We start from the raw sequence: 16,242 nt of genomic DNA on the forward strand, positions 1-16,242 counted from the left end.
ACTGCTTCACCTGACGATTGCATCATGCGTCGTGGACGGAACCGGCGACATCGGGTGATTGCCTGATCATGCCTCAGGAATCTGCTGATGGCCGGGCACGGATTCCATCCGGCGCCACCGAGTAGATTTACCGATGTTGACGGCGGACTCCTTCGACAAAAATGCGGATGGCGGTACCGGGGAAAATGCGACTGCGGACTGAGCAATCCTCCCGGCAAGATCTCACTCCCGGAACGGAACAGGTCATGTTCATGCACGGCAGCCGATCCGCGCCTCGAAACATCCTCACATCGACGCTGGTAGCTGCGTTCTCGCTGATGCTGGCAGGATGCGGTCGGGAAACCGAAACCAAGGACGCATCTCCACCGCGGATCGTACGCACAACGACTGTGGAAAAACGCAAGGTCACAACGCCGCTGACGTTCTCCGGCCGGGTCGAGGCGGAAGACGAGGTAAATGTTGCCTTCCGGATCTCGGGACGCCTGTTGACCAATGACACCAAGATCGGCGACCGGGTCAAAGCAGGCCAGGTGCTGGCCCGATTGGAGTCGCAGAATGAGCTAAGCACGTTGCGGCAGGCGCAGGCGTCCCTTGCCGCCGCTCAGGGGCAATTGACCCAGGCGCGTAATCACTTCGATCGCCAGGAGACGCTGTTGGCGCAGGGGTGGACCACGCGCGCCAACTATGATGCCGCAACCCAGGCACGGCAAACCGCGCAATCGCAAGTCGATGCGGCCGAAGCGCAACTGAGTTCTGCGCACGACCTCGTTGGTTTCACCGAACTCAAGGCCGATGCACCCGGTGTGATAACTGCCACAGGTCCGGTCGCCGGCGAGGTCGTCCAGGTCGGGCAGATGATCGCCAGGATCGCACGGCAGGACGGTCGCGATGCGATCTTCGATGTCCCCGCTCAATTGATCAGGTCGGCCTCCACCGATCCAGAGATTACTGTCAGCTTGGCTGACGATCCGTCGATAACGGCGCAAGGGCGCATTCGCGAAGTCGCTGCACAGGCCAGTGCGGTGACCCGAACCTTCGAGGTCAAGGTCGGCCTGACGGATCCGCCAGCCGCGATGCGGTTGGGTGCGTCAGTGATAGGGCGAGCGAGTACCACTGCAGGGCCGATGATCGATATTCCATCTTCCGCGCTGACCAGGATGAACGAGCAGCCCGCCGTATGGGTCGTCGACCGGGCCACCGCCACGGTCGCGGTGCGCAATGTGGACGTGCTGCGGTTCGACGAAGCGCAGGCCATCATTTCCCAGGGGCTCGACATCGGCGAAATAGTTGTCACCGCCGGCGTTCAGGCGTTACATCCGGGTCAGAAGGTCCGGATTCTTGGATCCGAGCCATGAGCGGAATTAATCTTTCCGACTGGGCTCTGAAACACCGTTCGCTGGTCGTCTATATGATGATGATTGCGGTGGTCGGGGGGGCGCTGTCCTATTTCCGGTTGGGGCGCAACGAAGATCCCGCCTTCATCATCAAGACCATGGTCGTCCAGGCCGCGTGGCCTGGCGCAACCGTGGAAGAGACGATGAAGCAGGTGACTGAGCGCCTCGAACGTCACTTACAGGAAACGCCGCATCTGGACTTCCTGCGAAGCTTCACAAGGGCCGGTGTCGCGACCGTCTTTGTGAATCTGAAGGGGAGCGCGAATGCGAAACAGGTGGCCGACACCTGGTACCACGTACGAAAGACGATCGGAGACATGCGTCATACACTCCCCGCAGGCGTGATCGGGCCGGGTTTTAATGACGAATTCGGTGATACATTCGGCATCATCTATGGCTTTACCAGTGACGGCTTCACTCAGCGTGAGTTGCGCGATCGGGTCGAGGACATCCGCTCAAGGCTGCTTCTCGTACCTGACGTGTCAAAGATCGAGCTTCTGGGCGAACAGGATGAAGTGATCTTCGTCGAGTTCTCCACGAAGGAGCTCGCGGCCCTCGGAATTGATCGGTCCGCTCTTATTGCGGCGCTTCAGTCGCAAAACATCGTGCGTCCGGCGGGAACGATTCAGACCGGCTTGGAAAGCATCTCGATTCGGGTATCAGGCAGCTTCCAGTCGGAGCAGGACATCGCCAACATCAATTTTTCGGCCGGCGGCCGCATGCTTCGCCTGAGCGATATTGCGCAGGTGCGACGTGGCTACACGGATCCGCCCCAGCCGATGTTTCGGATCAATGGCAAACCGGCAATAGGCCTTGCAATCGCCATGCGGGATGGCGGCGACATTCTCGCGCTCGGCGCCAATATCAGAAAGGCAATGGCGCAGATCACCGCGGATCTCCCCATTGGAATCGAGCCCAGCCTGGTCGCCGACCAGCCCGTTGTCGTCGACCAGGCGATCCGCGAGTTCACGGTCTCGCTGATGCAGGCGATCGGCATCATCATGGTGGTGAGTTTCATCAGCCTGGGCGTACGACCCGGCCTGATCATCGCGCTGGCCATACCGTTCACGCTGGCGATCGTGTTTCCGATCATGGGACTTCTCAGCATCGATATGCAGCGAATATCGCTTGGCGCGCTCATCATTGCGCTCGCATTGCTGGTCGACGATGCGATGACCACGACCGATGCGACGCTCAGTCGGCTCGCAGAGGGCGCCAGTAAGATCGAGGCGGCAACTTTCGCATATCGGACCCATGCAATGGCGATGCTCGCGGGCACGCTGGTGACGATAGCGGGCTTTATACCGGTCGGCTTTGCCGCGAGTTCGGCCGGTGAATACACGTTCTCGCTCTTCGCCGTGGTCACGATCGCACTGCTGGTTTCCTGGTTCGTTGCGGTCATTTTCACGCCACTGCTCGGAGCAGCGATCCTTGTTCCGCCGAAGCAGACAAGTACGGCGGATCCGGGCAGGATCTTCCGCATGTATCGGAGTTTCCTGACTTTCGCGATGCGCGCGAAATGGCTGACGATCGCGATCTCCTTGGCGCTCTTCGTTTGTTCGGTGCTTGCGCTGCCGCTCATCCCGCGACAGTTCTTTCCATCGTCGGACCGTCCTGAATTGCTCGTGGACCTGAGTTTGCCGCAGAACTCGTCAATCCACGCGAGCGAGGCTGCGGCAAAGCGCCTGGATGCTGCCCTTTCGACCGATGCCGATGTGGCGCGGTGGAGCACCTATGTCGGGCGCGGCGCCATCCGCTTCTATTTGCCTCTTAATGTTCAGCTCCCGAACGATTTCTTCACGCAGGCCGTGGTGATCGCCAAGGATGTCGCTGCACGCGAGCGCCTGCATTCCAAGCTTGAAAAGCTACTCGCGCAGGAGTTTCCTAACGCGATTGCGTTCGTTTCTCCGCTTGAGCTCGGACCGCCGGTTGGATGGCCGGTGCAGTATCGGGTCAGTGGGCCCGACGTGGAACGGGTGCGCGAAATCGCGCTCAAAGTCGGACAGATCGTAGCCTCCAGTCCGGACACCAAACAGGTGAATTTCGATTGGATGGAACCCAATCGCCAAGTGCGTATTCGCGTGGACCAGAATGAGGCTCGCCTTCTCGGCCTCAGTTCGCAAGCGATCGCGACAGTCCTGAATACGGTCATATCCGGCACACCCGTTACCCAGGTTCGCGACGATATCTATCTGGTCAATGTGGTGGCGCGCGCGACCAACGAGCAGAGGGGCTCGCTGGACGGTCTGCGCAACTTGCAGGTGGCGCTGCCGGGTGGGCAGACTGTTCCTCTCAGCCAGTTCGCCTCCTTTGAATATGACCAGGAGTTTCCGCTCGTCTGGCGGCGCGACCGCATTCCGACCCTGACGGTTCAGGCTGCAATTGCCGGCGACAAACTGCCGGAGAGCGTGGTTACGTCGCTCTCGATGGCGATCGAGAACTTCAGAAAGAGCCTTCCTTCGGGGTACAGCGTCGTCATAGGTGGCACCGTAGAGGAAAGTCAGAAGTCGCAGGCGTCTGTGCTGGCGGTGGTGCCGGTGATGCTGTTCGTCATGTTTACCGTCCTCATGGTGCAGCTCCAGAGCTTTCCAAGACTGTTCATGGTGCTCAGCGTGGCGCCGCTCGGCCTTATCGGCGTGGTTGCAGCGTTGATGCTGTCCGGCAGGCCCCTGGGTTTTGTCGCCATTCTCGGCGTGCTCGCGCTGCTCGGCATGATCAGCAAGAACGCGGTCATTCTGATCGGTCAGATCGACGCCGAACGCGCTTTGGGCAAGACGGCCTGGGACGCTGCGGTGGATGCCAGCAGCTCCCGTTTTCGACCGATCATGTTGACGGCCGTATCGACTGTTCTCGGGATGATTCCAATCGCGCCAACAGTATTCTGGGGACCGATGGCATTCGCGATCATGGGCGGGCTCCTGGTCGCCACCGTTCTGACGCTGGTCTTCCTGCCGACGCTGTATGTGGCCTGGTTTGCGCGGGACGAGAAAGAACAGCCGTCTGCGGGATCGCGCCCGGCCTGACGGCCGCTAAAATCGGAGCAGCCAAGGCACCAGCGCCAGGGTCGTTACCATCACGACGAGGGTAAAAGGGACACCAATCTTCAAGAAATCGCCGAATCCGTAATTGCCCGGTCCGACCACCAAGGTGTTCACCGGCGAAGACACAGGCGTCATGAAGGCGGCCGAGGCCGCGATGGCGATAGTCATCGCGAAGGGATACGGCGAGGCGCCGATGTCCTTCGCGACAGCGAGCGCTACTGGCGCCATGAGCACCGCGGTCGCCGTATTCGAGATGAACAGGCCAAGGGCAGCCGTGATCACGAAGAGCAGCGCCAACAGGAATCGCGGTGATGCCTCGCCCGCAAGATGCGTCACCGCGTCGGCGGCGAGATCGACGCCACCGGTTCGTTGCAGTGCCAGCGAAAAGGGCAGCATGCCGACAATAAGAACCAGGCTCTTCCAATTGATCGAGGCATAGGCGCTGTTGAAATCCACGCAGCCCAGCAACCCCATTAGCAAGCAGCCGATCAGAACCGCGTGCACGTTCGGCACCACACCGCTCACCATCATACCGACCGTCAAAGCCAGCACCGCCAGAGCCTGAGGTGCGAGGTTCGCGGCCGGCAGAACGTCTTTGTGCTCGGTCGGTAGGTTCAGGACGACAAGATCCGAGAATTCGGATTGCAGCTTGCGGATGTCAGACCAGAAGCCGGTCAGCAGAAGGGTGTCACCGACCTTCAAGGTCTCATCGAGCAGCCCTTGGCTCACGACCTCGCGACCGTGCCGCAACCCCAGCACCGTCAATCCCATTTCGCTGCGCACCCGCGCTTGCAAGATGCTCTGGCCAATCAGCTTGGACTCCGCCGGGACGATGACTTCGACCATGCCGATCTCCTGCGAACGATCGGTGAAATAGCCGCAATCGCCCAAAGGGAGCTTTTCGACCATATAGTCATTCAGCATCCGGTTGGTTTCGGCAGGGGACGCGATGACGTCGAGCAGCAAGATCTGCCCGGCGGCGAGCTCGGTCCTTGCGTTCGGGCGGATCGCCTCGGACCCGAAGCGGCCGGGAAGCTCGATGGCGAGCAAATTCACGCCACTGTTCCGGAGCGGGAGCTCTTCCAGGCGCTTGCCGACCAGTGGCGATTCAGTCAGCACGCGTACGCGCAAGGCGCGATCGGTGAGGCCATACTGCGTTACCCAATCAAGCAAGTTCGGCTGACGGCGCTCGCCGTCCACACGCTTGGCCGAGACGGGCAGAAACCGCCGAGCGAACAACATATAAGCAATGCCGAGCGCCAGGAATGTGAGCCCAAAGGGCGTGAAGCTGAAAAAGCCGAAGCCTGCCGCACCCTGGCGGATCAGCTCGGCGTTGACCACGAGATTCGGCGCCGTCGCGACGAGGGTGAGCATGCCGCTGATCAGGGCCGCAAAGCTCAAAGGCATCATCAGCTGGCTCGGCGCGGCACCCGTGTTCTGACAGATGCGCAGCACGACCGGGATGAAGATGGCCACCACGGCGGTCGAGCTCATGAATGCACCGAGCCCGCTGACCGCGAGCATCAGCAGCACCAGCATGCGCGTCTCGCTGCTGCCGGCAGTCGCATTCAGCCAGTCGCCGAGGCGACGCGCCACGCCGGTGCGCACCAGCCCTTCTCCGATCACGAAGAGGCCTGCGATCAGCACGACGCTGGGATCGCTGAACCCTGCCAGCGCCTCGTTGATGGTAATCACCCCAGTAAATGGCATGATCACGATCATCAGCAGCGCGACCGCATCCATGCGCGGGCGATTGGCCATGAACATCACGATCGCGGCCGCAAGCAGCAGAAGAACCAAAGCAAGATTGGTGTTCATACGGAAATACCCGGTCGGTTAGGACGCAAACCAATCATCCTGCGCAAACTGCTCATCCTGCGAATGGCCAGAAGATGGGCACGACAAACGTGCCTACCAGGAAGAACCAGAGCAGCAACGGTAGACCCATCCTCCAGAAATCGCCAAATCGGTAGCCGCCGGGGCGCTGCACCATGAGGCTCGCTGAGGCGGCGATTGGCGTAAGAAAGGAAGCGGCCGCAGCCACCGCCACAGTCACCAGCGCGGTGCGCGGCGAGACACCGACAGCTTCCGCGGAGGCAATGGCTATCGGAATGACGATGAGTGTCGTCGCTGTGCTGCTGATCAGCTGGCCGATTAGCGCCGTGAGCAAGAACAGCCCCGCCAGCAGCGCGTACGGGCTCGCATTGCCGACAATGGCAACGAGTGTATCGGCGATGAGATAGGCTGCACCCGTCTTGTACATGGCGGTCGAGAGCGGGATCAGTGAAGCGATCATGATCAGCACGTTCCAGTTGATCGCCCGATAGGCTCGTTCGATCTTGAGTACGCGCAACAGGATCACCGCGCAGGCCGCCGCCAATCCAGCGACGACTCTTGGCACGACGCCCGTCGCTAGCAGCGTAACCATGACCGCGAGAATGACAATGGCGCGTATGGAGCCAGTGCCCAGAGGCCTGGCCTGGCTGCGGATCATGTCAGGAGCAGCAACGACGAGCACGTTGGGATCGCGCCCGTACTCCTCAAGCGCTTCCCAACGGCCTTGCAGCAACAGCGTGTCACCCGCCGCAAGAACGGTTTCGCCCGGTCCGAGATTCTCGCCGCCGCGTTGAACTCCCAGGATAATCAGATCGCCACTTTCGGTGACCATGCCGGGGAAGACGGTCTCTCCGATCAGACGAGAGCGGGGCGGCAGCACCACCTCGGAAAAGCCGTGGCTATCGTTGAACAGTGCCTCCCGCATTTTGCCGATTGTCTCCTGGCAGGGCGTCAGGCCATGCTGCTCCGCGAACGCGTCCATCGCTGCCTGCTCACCGCGCATGATGAGCCGATCGCCTTCCACGAGAGAATGTTGCCACGAGATGCTGTTCTGGCGGCGAGGGCGAATAGCGATGAAGCTGAGCTCCGGGTGGTTCTCGCGCTCCAGCCGCGATTCCAGCACTGCCTGCAACGTGCCGAGATAGGGCGAGGCGGCGGTGATCTCGAGCTGGTGCACTTGGTCAAACAGCTTGTATTGCTCGGTCAGCATGCGCGAATGGTGGCTCAGATCCTCCGGCATTTCCCGGCTAGTGCGCACCGGTAGCAGCGTATCGCCGAAAAGAATCACGATGGCCACGGTGCCTGCCAGGAGCGGTACGCCGATCACCGTCATCTCGAAAAAGCCGAAGGGCGCGAGGCCGACATCGCTCGCCGCGTCGGAAAGCAGCACGTTCACAAGGCTTCCGGTCAGTACCAGCATCGAACCCGAATAGGAGGCGAAGGCGAGAGGCATCATGAGTTGCGCAGGCGGGCGCTTGAGCCGGACGGAGACGATCACCAGCACGGGCAGCAGGGCAGCCACTGCGCCACCCGAGCCGATCAGCGCCGTGAGAAAGGCCACGAGCAGCATCGACAGCGCCAACAGGCGTGTCCGGCTTTCGCCGGCGTAACGGATCAGCACCTGGCCTGCCCACGTGGTGACGCCGGACGAATCCAGGCTGGCACTCACCACGAAGAGTGAAGCAATGAAGAGTATCGTGGTGTCGCCGAAACCTGCCAGCGCTTCGGAGAGCTCCAGAATACCGGTCGCGTAAAGCACGAGTGTCGCACTTAGCGCCACGACCGCGACTGGCACCCAGTTCGAGACGAACAGCAGCACCATCGTGGCGATGATGGCGAAGGTAATGAGTATATGCGGCGTCATCGCACCTCGCGAGGGCGGTCTGGCCCGGAGCCAGCGCTGCTTGCCCGTGCCGCTCTACCGCGACAGCGCTTCCAGAATACGTGCCCAGGAGCGGATGCCCTTATGGAAGCTCTTGAGATTGTACTTCTCGTTCGGGCTGTGGATGCGGTCATCCTCGAGGCCGAAGCCCGCAAGCACCACGTCCATGCCCAGCGATTGTTTGAGCTGATGGGTCACGGGAATGGAGCCGCCACCGCCGATGAAGACTGCGGGCTTGCCCCATTCGGCCGTCAGTGCGTCGCGCGCCTTGCCGAAGGCCGGCGCCTCGATCGGGAAGCGGATCGCCTGACCCGCGCCATGCTCCAGGAATTCCACACGGCAATCGGCCGGGACGCGTGCATGCACATGCTCCCGGAAGGCTTTGCGGATGGCATGGGGGTCCTGATCGAAAACCAGACGGAAAGACACCTTTGCCGATGCCATGGCGGGAATCACGGTCTTGAATCCGGCCCCCTGGTAGCCGCCGCCCATGCCGTTGATTTCGCAGGTCGGGCGCGACCAGACCATCTCCAGCGCGTCGCGGCCCTTCTCGCCGGCGGGAATCGAAAGCCCGATGGCGCCGAGGAAGGACTTTGCGCTGAAGTTCAGGCTGTCCCATTGCTCGCGCAGCGCCTTGGGAAGTTCCGGTACGCCGTCATAGAAGCCGCGCAGCGTGACGCGTCCGTTGTCGTCGTGCAGGTCAGAGAGGATGCGGGCGAGGATGCGGTTCGGATTGGCCGCGGCCGAACCATAGAAGCCCGAGTGCAGGTCGCGGTCGGCGGCGTGTATGATGACCTCTTCACCGCAGAGTCCGCGCAGCATGGTCTGGATCGCCGGCGTCTCATGGTCCCACATGTTAGTGTCGCAGATCAGGCCGATATCTGCGCGCAGCTCTGCGGCATGGGCATCGAGAAAGCCCGGCAGGTTCACGCCACCGGATTCCTCTTCGCCCTCCAGCAGGATCGAAACCGGAATCGGCAGTTTGCCGGTGACCGCCTTCCAGGCGCGGCAGGCCTCGACAAAGGCCATGAGTTGGCCTTTGTCGTCGGCGGAGCCGCGGCCAGTGATGATCTTCGCGCCATCGGGCATCGTCTGGATAGACGGGTCAAAGGGATCGCGATCCCAGAGCTCGAGAGGATCGACCGGCTGCACATCGTAATGGCCGTAGAACAGCGCCGAGGGGCCGGGCACGTTGCGGTCATGCGCCACGACCATCGGGTGCCCCGGTGTCGGGCGCACCGAGGCGTCGAAGCCAATGCTCTTGAGGTCGGCCACGTGCCATTCGGCATTGGCCATACATTCGGCCTTGTAAGCCGGATCGGTCGAAATCGACTTGATGCGCAGGATCGCGAACAGACGCTCGAGAGCCGCATCGAGATTTGCGTCGACGTTGGACAGGACATCATCGAGCTTGGTCATGGAGCCCTCCGGAGGATCGTCTGAGCCGTTGGTCAGTACGCGCGCGATCGCCACATCGTCCGTTGTCGCAAAGGCTGTTCCTTGCCGCGAGGTTACGATTGCTATTCGTTCCTTCCGCGCTTACGCGGCGCCGGGTCGGGAATTTCGCCTGGCAGGAAGTTGGGGAGCTTTCCTGCCGGGAAAATCGCAAGCAAGGCAACGCCAGCCATGATGATGAGGCCAATTTTCAAAGCGCGTAATCGCACGACAGTGTTGACGCGCACCGCTTCCGCCACTTGAGCCGGAGAGGCCGTGGTTTGCTCCATCACGCTCTGCAGCCGGTCATTGCTGATGAAGGTGATGTTATCCAGGTCCAGCTGCGCCTGTATCTCAGGCGGCAATTTTGGATTTTCGGCGACGGTCCGCAAAACAGCCGCGCTTAACAGGCCGACGAGGAGTGCCCCGGCCACCGCTGTGCCGACGGCCGCGGCGAGATTGTTGGTCGTGCCGCGCAGCGAGCCGACGTCGCCCGCGAGTTCTTTCGGCGAAGCCGTGACCAGCACGTTGAACAACAGTGTGACCAGCGATCCCTGTCCAATGCCGAAAATCACCAGCCCAAGGAGAACCGGGACGGCGCTCCAATCATTCCTCACGACAAAGGCGAGCCAAAGGAGCGCCACCGTGCAGAGTATGAAGCCATAGCGTCCGATCTGCCTCGGCGTGAACCGACCATAGAACCGCACGATCAGCATCGCCGCGAAGAAGACGGTGAGGTTGAAGGGCATCATGGCGATTGTTGTCGCCAGCGGCGTGCGCCCCTGCACGATCTGGATGTATAATGGAACCGAGAAATTGAGCATCGCTTCCAGCGCTACGACAGCAAACATCGCATACACCGCCGCCCGCTCCTGCGGGGAGTCGATCACCTCGAGCGCAAGAAGCGGCGTCTTCCCTGCAGCCTGCTGTCTGTGGGTCCAACTCAGAAAGCCCTGACCGAGCACGATACCCACCACGATCATGATCGGGGCGGGAGATACGCCAAAGAGGTCGAATGGCGCATTGGGCCCCGCCAATCCCAGCCCCCACCGATTGAGGTTGTTGAAACCGAAGCTGATCAGAATGATGGCTGCGGCAGCGAGAATGACACCTACGAAATCGATCCGGACCTCCGGACGCGCCTCATCGGGCTTGAGACGAAAGCTCAAAAGGAAAACCACAGCCGACACGGCGATCAGAATCCCGAACGCAGGGCGCCATCCGATGAATGTGCCTAGAGTACCGCCGATGACAAACGCCAGAACGCCCGCAGCGGCGCGCGCGGAACCCAATGCGCCAACGGCCGTTGCCTGTTGCCGCCCCTTGTAGTTTTCCGCGATAAGCGCGACCAACGACGGTACGATCACCGCACCAGCCGCGCCGGACAAGGACTGCGCAGTAATCATGAGATCCGCGTTTGGACTGAACGTCATCAATACCTGCGCGGCGCCGAACACGGCAACGGCAACGCGGAATACGTGCGTCGCCCCGTAGCGCTGTGTCAGCTTCGCACCGAGCATGACGAAGCCGGCAACAAGCATCGAATAAGCCACGATACCGGTGGCGACAGTCGTGGGCGGAACGCCAAAACTGTTGACCATCCCTCCCAGCGCAACTGGCAAGGAGGCGACGTTGAACGACATGATCATCTGGCCGAGGGCGATGGTGATCATCGGCACCCAGGATGCATTCTCTTCTTCAACGGAGTGAACCGTCGTCGCAGATGCCATCGTCATGGCGTGTCCCCTGTCATTCCTTCTGAAGTCCGGCCAAAGTCGGTGCGGGCTGAATCTCCGAAAATTGCAAACCTACGCTTCCGGGTTGGACATGAATAAATCCATGCCCAGCCGCTGCGACAGATACTTCGCTACAAGCTGTCCCTTGACGCTGTTTCCGGCGCTGTCGAGCGGCGGCGCAAAAGTCCCCAGACCGCCCTTTCCCGGGGAGACCGTGACGATCCCGCCGCCGATGCCGCTCTTGCCGGGGAGCCCGACATCGTAAAGCCAATCGCCTGATGTCTCGTACATTCCGGCAGTAGTCATGACGGCCAGTGCGTAGTGGCAGACCGACGGATCGACCACGCGCACTTTCGTGATGGGGTTCACGCCACCGTCCGCTAAAGTCGCACCCATTACCGCCAGATCCTTGGCACTCACATTCAGCGCGCATTGTCTGGTGTAAAGATCGGTCGCCTCAGCCGGATCGCAGTAAATCCGTTCGAAACTCTGGAGCAGGCGGGCGATGCTCTGGTTTCGGAAGTTGGTCTCCGTCGCCGAGGCATAAACCTCGTCGTTAAGCGCAAGCGGGCGGCCGGCGAACTGTGTTAATCCGTCGTAGATGAACTTCCATTTCGCATCAACCGTCGTTCCCGGTACGAGGCTTGTCGTTGCAATCGCGCCCGCATTCACCATCGGATTTGTCCTGCCATCGGGACTTCGTTCGACGGCGGCGAGCGAGTTGAACGGAAGGCCGGTCGCATTCGCTCCAAGCCTTTGGCGTGCCTGCTCGGGCCCCAGGGCCTGACAGGCCAATGCAAAGATGAACGGCTTGGAAACGCTCATGATGGAGAATTCGTATTCGGCCGCCCCTACGGCGTATACCGCGCCGTTGGTGCCGACCACGCAAACGCCGAACAGGTCGCTCGGCACTTCGGCGAGCGCGGGATAAACTTGAGAGTTCTTGCCGTCCGTATTTGATTTGTAGCGCGCGTACACCTCGTCGATCAGCGAGATGACTTCGGCTTCGGCCGGCAGGTGCCCGGTTGATACATAGGAATAGTTGTTCTCGGCATCGGCGTTCGCATTCATTGCGCGTTCCAAGCCTCCATAATGAGAAGCACCGAGGGAGCCCCGACATGTGTCGGGTCAAACCCTCCTCACTCGCCGTTTTCGTTCACTGCCTTTAACGAGGTCCAACGGACCGCCATCTAACGTTGGTTTTCCTTGTTGAACAATCAGGCCATTTACCCGGACATCTCGGGGTTTTTCCGGGTTAGGCTGCCTTGCGCCTCACAATCCCCAAGGCAAGCCCAGCAGGTACCACGCAACGAACAGCACGGTCCAAATGATGGCCATCCAGAGAGTGTACGGCAACATCAGCGCGACAACCGTCCCGACGCCCGCTTTCTTGTCGTAAATCTGGGCAAATCCGACCACCATGGCAAAGTAGGCATTGAGGGGGGTAATCGCGTTGATCGGCGAGTCGCCGACGCGGTAGGCGGCCAGGACGGCTGCGGGATCGACGTTAAGCTGCACGAACACCGGTACGAAGACCGGCGCGAAGATGGCCCATTTGGCGATCGCCGGCGTGAACACGAAGTCCAGGATCATGACGACAATGATGAAGCCAACCAGCAGCCACAGCGTGCCGATATTCGCGCTCTTCAAGACATCGGCCATCGTCAAGGCCATCAACGTTGGAATGTTGCTATAGTTGAAGTAATCGACGAACTGGCTGATGACGACGAAGAGGAGGATGGTGCCGCTCAGCGAAGCCACCGCCTTGGTCATGGCCCCGATGACGGCCGTGGAGCTATTCACCGTTCGCGCGCCGATGCCGTATGCGATCCCGGTTGCAAGGAACAGCACCATGATGACCCCGATCAGGCCGTTCATGAATGGTGAGTTGCCGATCAGGACGCCCGTCGTCGGATTGCGCAGGGGCGCGCCCGACGGAACCGTCAACAGAAGGAAGAGGATCACGACCCCGAGCAGAGCAAAGCCGCTGTACCTCAGCCCACGCGACTCGTCGGCGGAAAGCTGCCCTCCGTTCGCCTCCGGCTGAGTGTTGGCGGTCTTCTCGGCCTGGTAAGCGCCCAGCCGTGGCTCGATGATACGGTTGTTGATGAGCGCGATGACGATGGTCAGGACAACAACGGAGGCGATCGAGAACGAGACGTTGGCGGTCAGATCCAGCGACGTGGTGGGATTGACCATGTGGATTGCGTCGTTGGTGATTTCCGTCAGAACGGCATCAAGCGGCTTGATGATCATGTTCACGGTGAATGCACCGGCGACTGCGGCAAATCCCACAGCGAGCCCGGCGAGAGGATGCCGGCCAACGCTCAAGAAGGCGGCGCCGGCCAACGGGATCAACACCACATAGCCGGCGTCTGCGGCGATGCTGGACAAGATGCCGACGAACGCGACGATGTAAACGAGTGCCCAGCTCGGAGAGACGGCCACGAGTTTTCTGATCAACGCGTTGACCAGGCCGGCTTCCTCGGCGACGCCGACGCCCATCATGGCGACGATCAACAGCCCAACCGCGGTGAAACCCATGAGGTTTGGCACGAGCCGGGTGTAAATATGACGAATTCCATCCGCCGTCAGCAGGCTATTGGCGGCAGAGGTCGCGGTCTCGATCTTGTGAGTATCCGGATTGATGGCCTGATAGGTGACGCTTGCCCCCAACATGTAGAGCAAGTGAGACAGCACCAACACGATGGCGATGAGGATCAGAAATATCACGACCGGGTGCGGGACGCTGTTTCCGACACGTTCGACAGTGTCGAGGGCTCTTTGCGTCATCGTCTTCGATGGCGGCGTGTTCGTGGCGTCACTGCGCGCGCTCATGTCGGAAATCCTCCCGCTCCATTAGCGACGGCTGGAGCAGCGCTGGTACCATGATGATCCATGCCATGAGAACAGCGAGGAGGGATCGGACGCCAATGCGCGCTCGAAACCGCTGATCTCGTAATCAACGCGACGACCCCGCTACTCCTCTGACGAAGATGCCAGCGTCATCGCCGCGAGTGCGGCGACGATCTGAAAGGACCATGGAGACACGGTGGCCTCTCGGGAGAGGATCGCTCATCCTTTCGCGATCTGTCCGTTCACACGCTGCCTTACGAACAATCAATAAGGCGCATCAAAATCCGGCTGAATACCGAATGCGCCTAGATTGTTCCGGGGCAATTACCGACCCGAACGAACGTCTGTGTCAGCAAGGCTTCCATGTCTGCCTGCGAAGCAACAAGGCTGTCTTCAGAACCGCACAGTGGCCGAGCCAAGGATGCGATTGGCGGTACCAGAGCCGGTGCTGACCGGGGCTGTTGCTGCGGTGCCGCCGTACACGTCCCGATGGGAGTAGACATATTCAAGACCGACGTCGAGCCATCCGGTCCCGACGCTGTTGCCACGAAGCTCGGCGAACGGGCTCCAGATCAAATTGACGATCCCCTGCTGCATGGTGCTGTTCAACGACGTCGCCGAGGCAGATCCCGGCACGAACAATTGCGCATAGGACGGATATTGCTGCCATGCGTAGGAGTAGACGAAATTGCTGCGCCATTGCGGTGTCCAGAAGCGGCGGTAGCCTGCGCTCGCGCCATAGGTCGGCAGGGCGTCGAGGCTGGGATCGACAACGCCGGGCAGGCCGATGTTGGACAGCGCATCCTGGCCGAAGGTATTGCCGCCGAAATAGCGCCCGATGCCTTGGCCGTAATAGGCCATGCCAACCAACTCGTCCGGACCGAAAGCTGGTGACAGCCATCGCATTGGGAAGCGACCGCTACCTGCGACACCCCAACCGGCGGTGTTGCGCTCGACCGCTGGCGGCGCCGCCGCCGTACCAGCCGTGCGGATGGTGAGATCGCGCAGCAGGCCGCGCAGGTCGAGGCCCAGGCCATCGTTCCGGTATTCGAGCCGGCCGAGTAGATCGGGCACGGAGGCAAATGACGGACTCAATCCACCAAAGCCAGCCGGGGTGCTGATCTGCGTGAATACGCCTGCCGCGGACGTGTACTGCGTATCCGGCATCTCGATCGAAACGTGCCCGGTCAATCCCGGAGCCAATGTTGCGGTCGCCCGAACCTGCGCCTGGCGCACGAATGACTGGTTGAGATTGGTCGAGAAGTTCACGGTTTCATAGACGCCCTCGTTCCACAGGCTGTTCGCCCAGCCGGCCAGGACACGAAACTGTTCGCTGCCGACCTCGCCCCAGGCCTGACGGAGCCGAAAGACCGCATTGGGTGAGGCTGCCGTGCCCCCGCCGAAGTCGCCTTCCAAGCGGGTTTCCAGAGTGCCCCAGGCGGTCGCCGTGCGCGTATCCATACCGATGCGGCTGAACCGGGCGGACAATCCGGTATCGCCTCCCTGGATGTCGGCGGGGCTTCCGGAAAGCGGAATGGTTTGCACTGTCGGCGCATCGGACTGATTGCGGCCATTGAAGTCGTGGTAGCCATGGACGTTCGCGAAACCGTAGAATCGTACCTCGGACTGCGAACCCGGGATGCGCAAGGACAAACCCGGGAGATCAGAACGCAGCGCGTCCTCGCCTTCGCCGTCGAACTGACTGCCCATCGGTTCGGGCGGACGCAGGCCCGGAATGGGCGCCGCCGCGGCTTGTGGCGGGACCGCAGCATTCGCAGTCATTCGCGGCTCAGTCGACGCAACCGGAATCGCCGGCGGCTTTTGCCCGGCGGTCGGCGCGACAACGTCACGACGTGCGGTGGCGGCCTGGGACTTCGAATGCTTATCGCGCGTTTCGAGTTCGTCGACGCGATGGCGCAGCGCGCTGATCAGCTTGTCACCTTCTGTCGCGCGGGCTTGCAGCGCATCGAGGCGGCGCATCAACTCTTCCATGGAAGGTTTCTGCTCCTGACTGACGGGTGTCTGCGCCAAAGACGGACCGGCAAATATTGCGATTGATGCAA

Annotated in this window: 9 protein-coding genes; 2 read left to right on the forward strand and 7 right to left on the reverse strand. The window is 61.1% G+C overall.

Features of this window, described 5'->3' with window-relative positions; translation table 11 throughout:
- Window positions 1-251: 251 nt before the first annotated feature.
- Both AC5ZFO_RS27260 and AC5ZFO_RS27265 read left to right on the forward strand, forming a co-directional pair.
- Window positions 252-1,355 (forward strand): efflux RND transporter periplasmic adaptor subunit, encoded by a 1,104-nt coding sequence (locus AC5ZFO_RS27260; RefSeq protein ID WP_282523621.1) that lies wholly within the window; start codon window positions 252-254, stop codon window positions 1,353-1,355.
- Window positions 1,352-4,417, forward strand: a complete 3,066-nt coding sequence (locus AC5ZFO_RS27265) for an efflux RND transporter permease subunit (RefSeq protein ID WP_282523603.1) — start codon at window positions 1,352-1,354, stop codon at window positions 4,415-4,417. The genes AC5ZFO_RS27260 and AC5ZFO_RS27265 overlap by 4 nt, the downstream gene beginning before the upstream one ends.
- Window positions 4,418-4,423: 6 nt before the next feature.
- Here AC5ZFO_RS27265 and AC5ZFO_RS27270 read toward each other — a convergent pair whose 3' ends face one another.
- The 7 genes from AC5ZFO_RS27270 to AC5ZFO_RS27300 form a co-directional block, all read right to left on the reverse strand.
- Window positions 4,424-6,253: an SLC13 family permease gene (locus tag AC5ZFO_RS27270; protein WP_282523602.1), complete on the reverse strand. Its 1,830-nt coding sequence runs from the start codon at window positions 6,251-6,253 to the stop codon at window positions 4,424-4,426.
- Between the two features lie 52 nt (window positions 6,254-6,305).
- Window positions 6,306-8,135 carry an SLC13 family permease gene (locus AC5ZFO_RS27275; RefSeq protein ID WP_282523601.1) on the reverse strand — a complete coding sequence of 610 codons (1,830 nt, stop codon included), beginning with the start codon at window positions 8,133-8,135 and terminating at the stop codon, window positions 6,306-6,308.
- A gap of 54 nt (window positions 8,136-8,189) precedes the next feature.
- The gene (locus AC5ZFO_RS27280; RefSeq protein WP_282523600.1) at window positions 8,190-9,572 is read right to left on the reverse strand and encodes a M20/M25/M40 family metallo-hydrolase; all 1,383 of its coding nucleotides are present in this window, start codon (window positions 9,570-9,572) and stop codon (window positions 8,190-8,192) included.
- Window positions 9,573-9,673: 101 nt separating this feature from the next.
- The gene (locus AC5ZFO_RS27285) at window positions 9,674-11,323 is read right to left on the reverse strand and encodes an MFS transporter (RefSeq protein WP_282523599.1); all 1,650 of its coding nucleotides are present in this window, start codon (window positions 11,321-11,323) and stop codon (window positions 9,674-9,676) included.
- A 72-nt stretch (window positions 11,324-11,395) separates the two neighbouring features.
- Window positions 11,396-12,394, reverse strand: coding sequence for a glutaminase A (gene glsA / locus AC5ZFO_RS27290; protein WP_282523598.1), 999 nt, complete (start codon window positions 12,392-12,394; stop codon window positions 11,396-11,398).
- Window positions 12,395-12,595: 201 nt separating this feature from the next.
- Complete coding sequence (locus AC5ZFO_RS27295; protein WP_496122821.1) at window positions 12,596-14,161, reverse strand: AbgT family transporter; 1,566 nt, start codon at window positions 14,159-14,161, stop codon at window positions 12,596-12,598.
- Window positions 14,162-14,572: 411 nt separating this feature from the next.
- On the reverse strand, window positions 14,573-16,171 hold the full coding sequence (locus tag AC5ZFO_RS27300) for a DcaP family trimeric outer membrane transporter (RefSeq protein ID WP_496122822.1): 1,599 nt from the start codon (window positions 16,169-16,171) through the stop codon (window positions 14,573-14,575).
- Between the last annotated feature and the right edge of the window lie 71 nt (window positions 16,172-16,242).

Source organism: Bradyrhizobium sp. Unk1, assembly GCF_059512345.1.

Coding starts and splice junctions, on each gene's coding strand:
- AC5ZFO_RS27275 (WP_282523601.1), bottom strand. CDS start 8,135: ATGACGCCGCATATACTCATTACCTTCGCCATCATCGCCACGATGGTG.
- AC5ZFO_RS27260 (WP_282523621.1), top strand. CDS start 252: ATGCACGGCAGCCGATCCGCGCCTCGAAACATCCTCACATCGACGCTG.
- glsA (WP_282523598.1), bottom strand. CDS start 12,394: ATGAATGCGAACGCCGATGCCGAGAACAACTATTCCTATGTATCAACC.
- AC5ZFO_RS27300 (WP_496122822.1), bottom strand. CDS start 16,171: ATGGAAGAGTTGATGCGCCGCCTCGATGCGCTGCAAGCCCGCGCGACA.
- AC5ZFO_RS27280 (WP_282523600.1), bottom strand. CDS start 9,572: ATGACCAAGCTCGATGATGTCCTGTCCAACGTCGACGCAAATCTCGAT.
- AC5ZFO_RS27285 (WP_282523599.1), bottom strand. CDS start 11,323: ATGACGATGGCATCTGCGACGACGGTTCACTCCGTTGAAGAAGAGAAT.
- AC5ZFO_RS27265 (WP_282523603.1), top strand. CDS start 1,352: ATGAGCGGAATTAATCTTTCCGACTGGGCTCTGAAACACCGTTCGCTG.
- AC5ZFO_RS27270 (WP_282523602.1), bottom strand. CDS start 6,253: ATGAACACCAATCTTGCTTTGGTTCTTCTGCTGCTTGCGGCCGCGATC.
- AC5ZFO_RS27295 (WP_496122821.1), bottom strand. CDS start 14,161: ATGAGCGCGCGCAGTGACGCCACGAACACGCCGCCATCGAAGACGATG.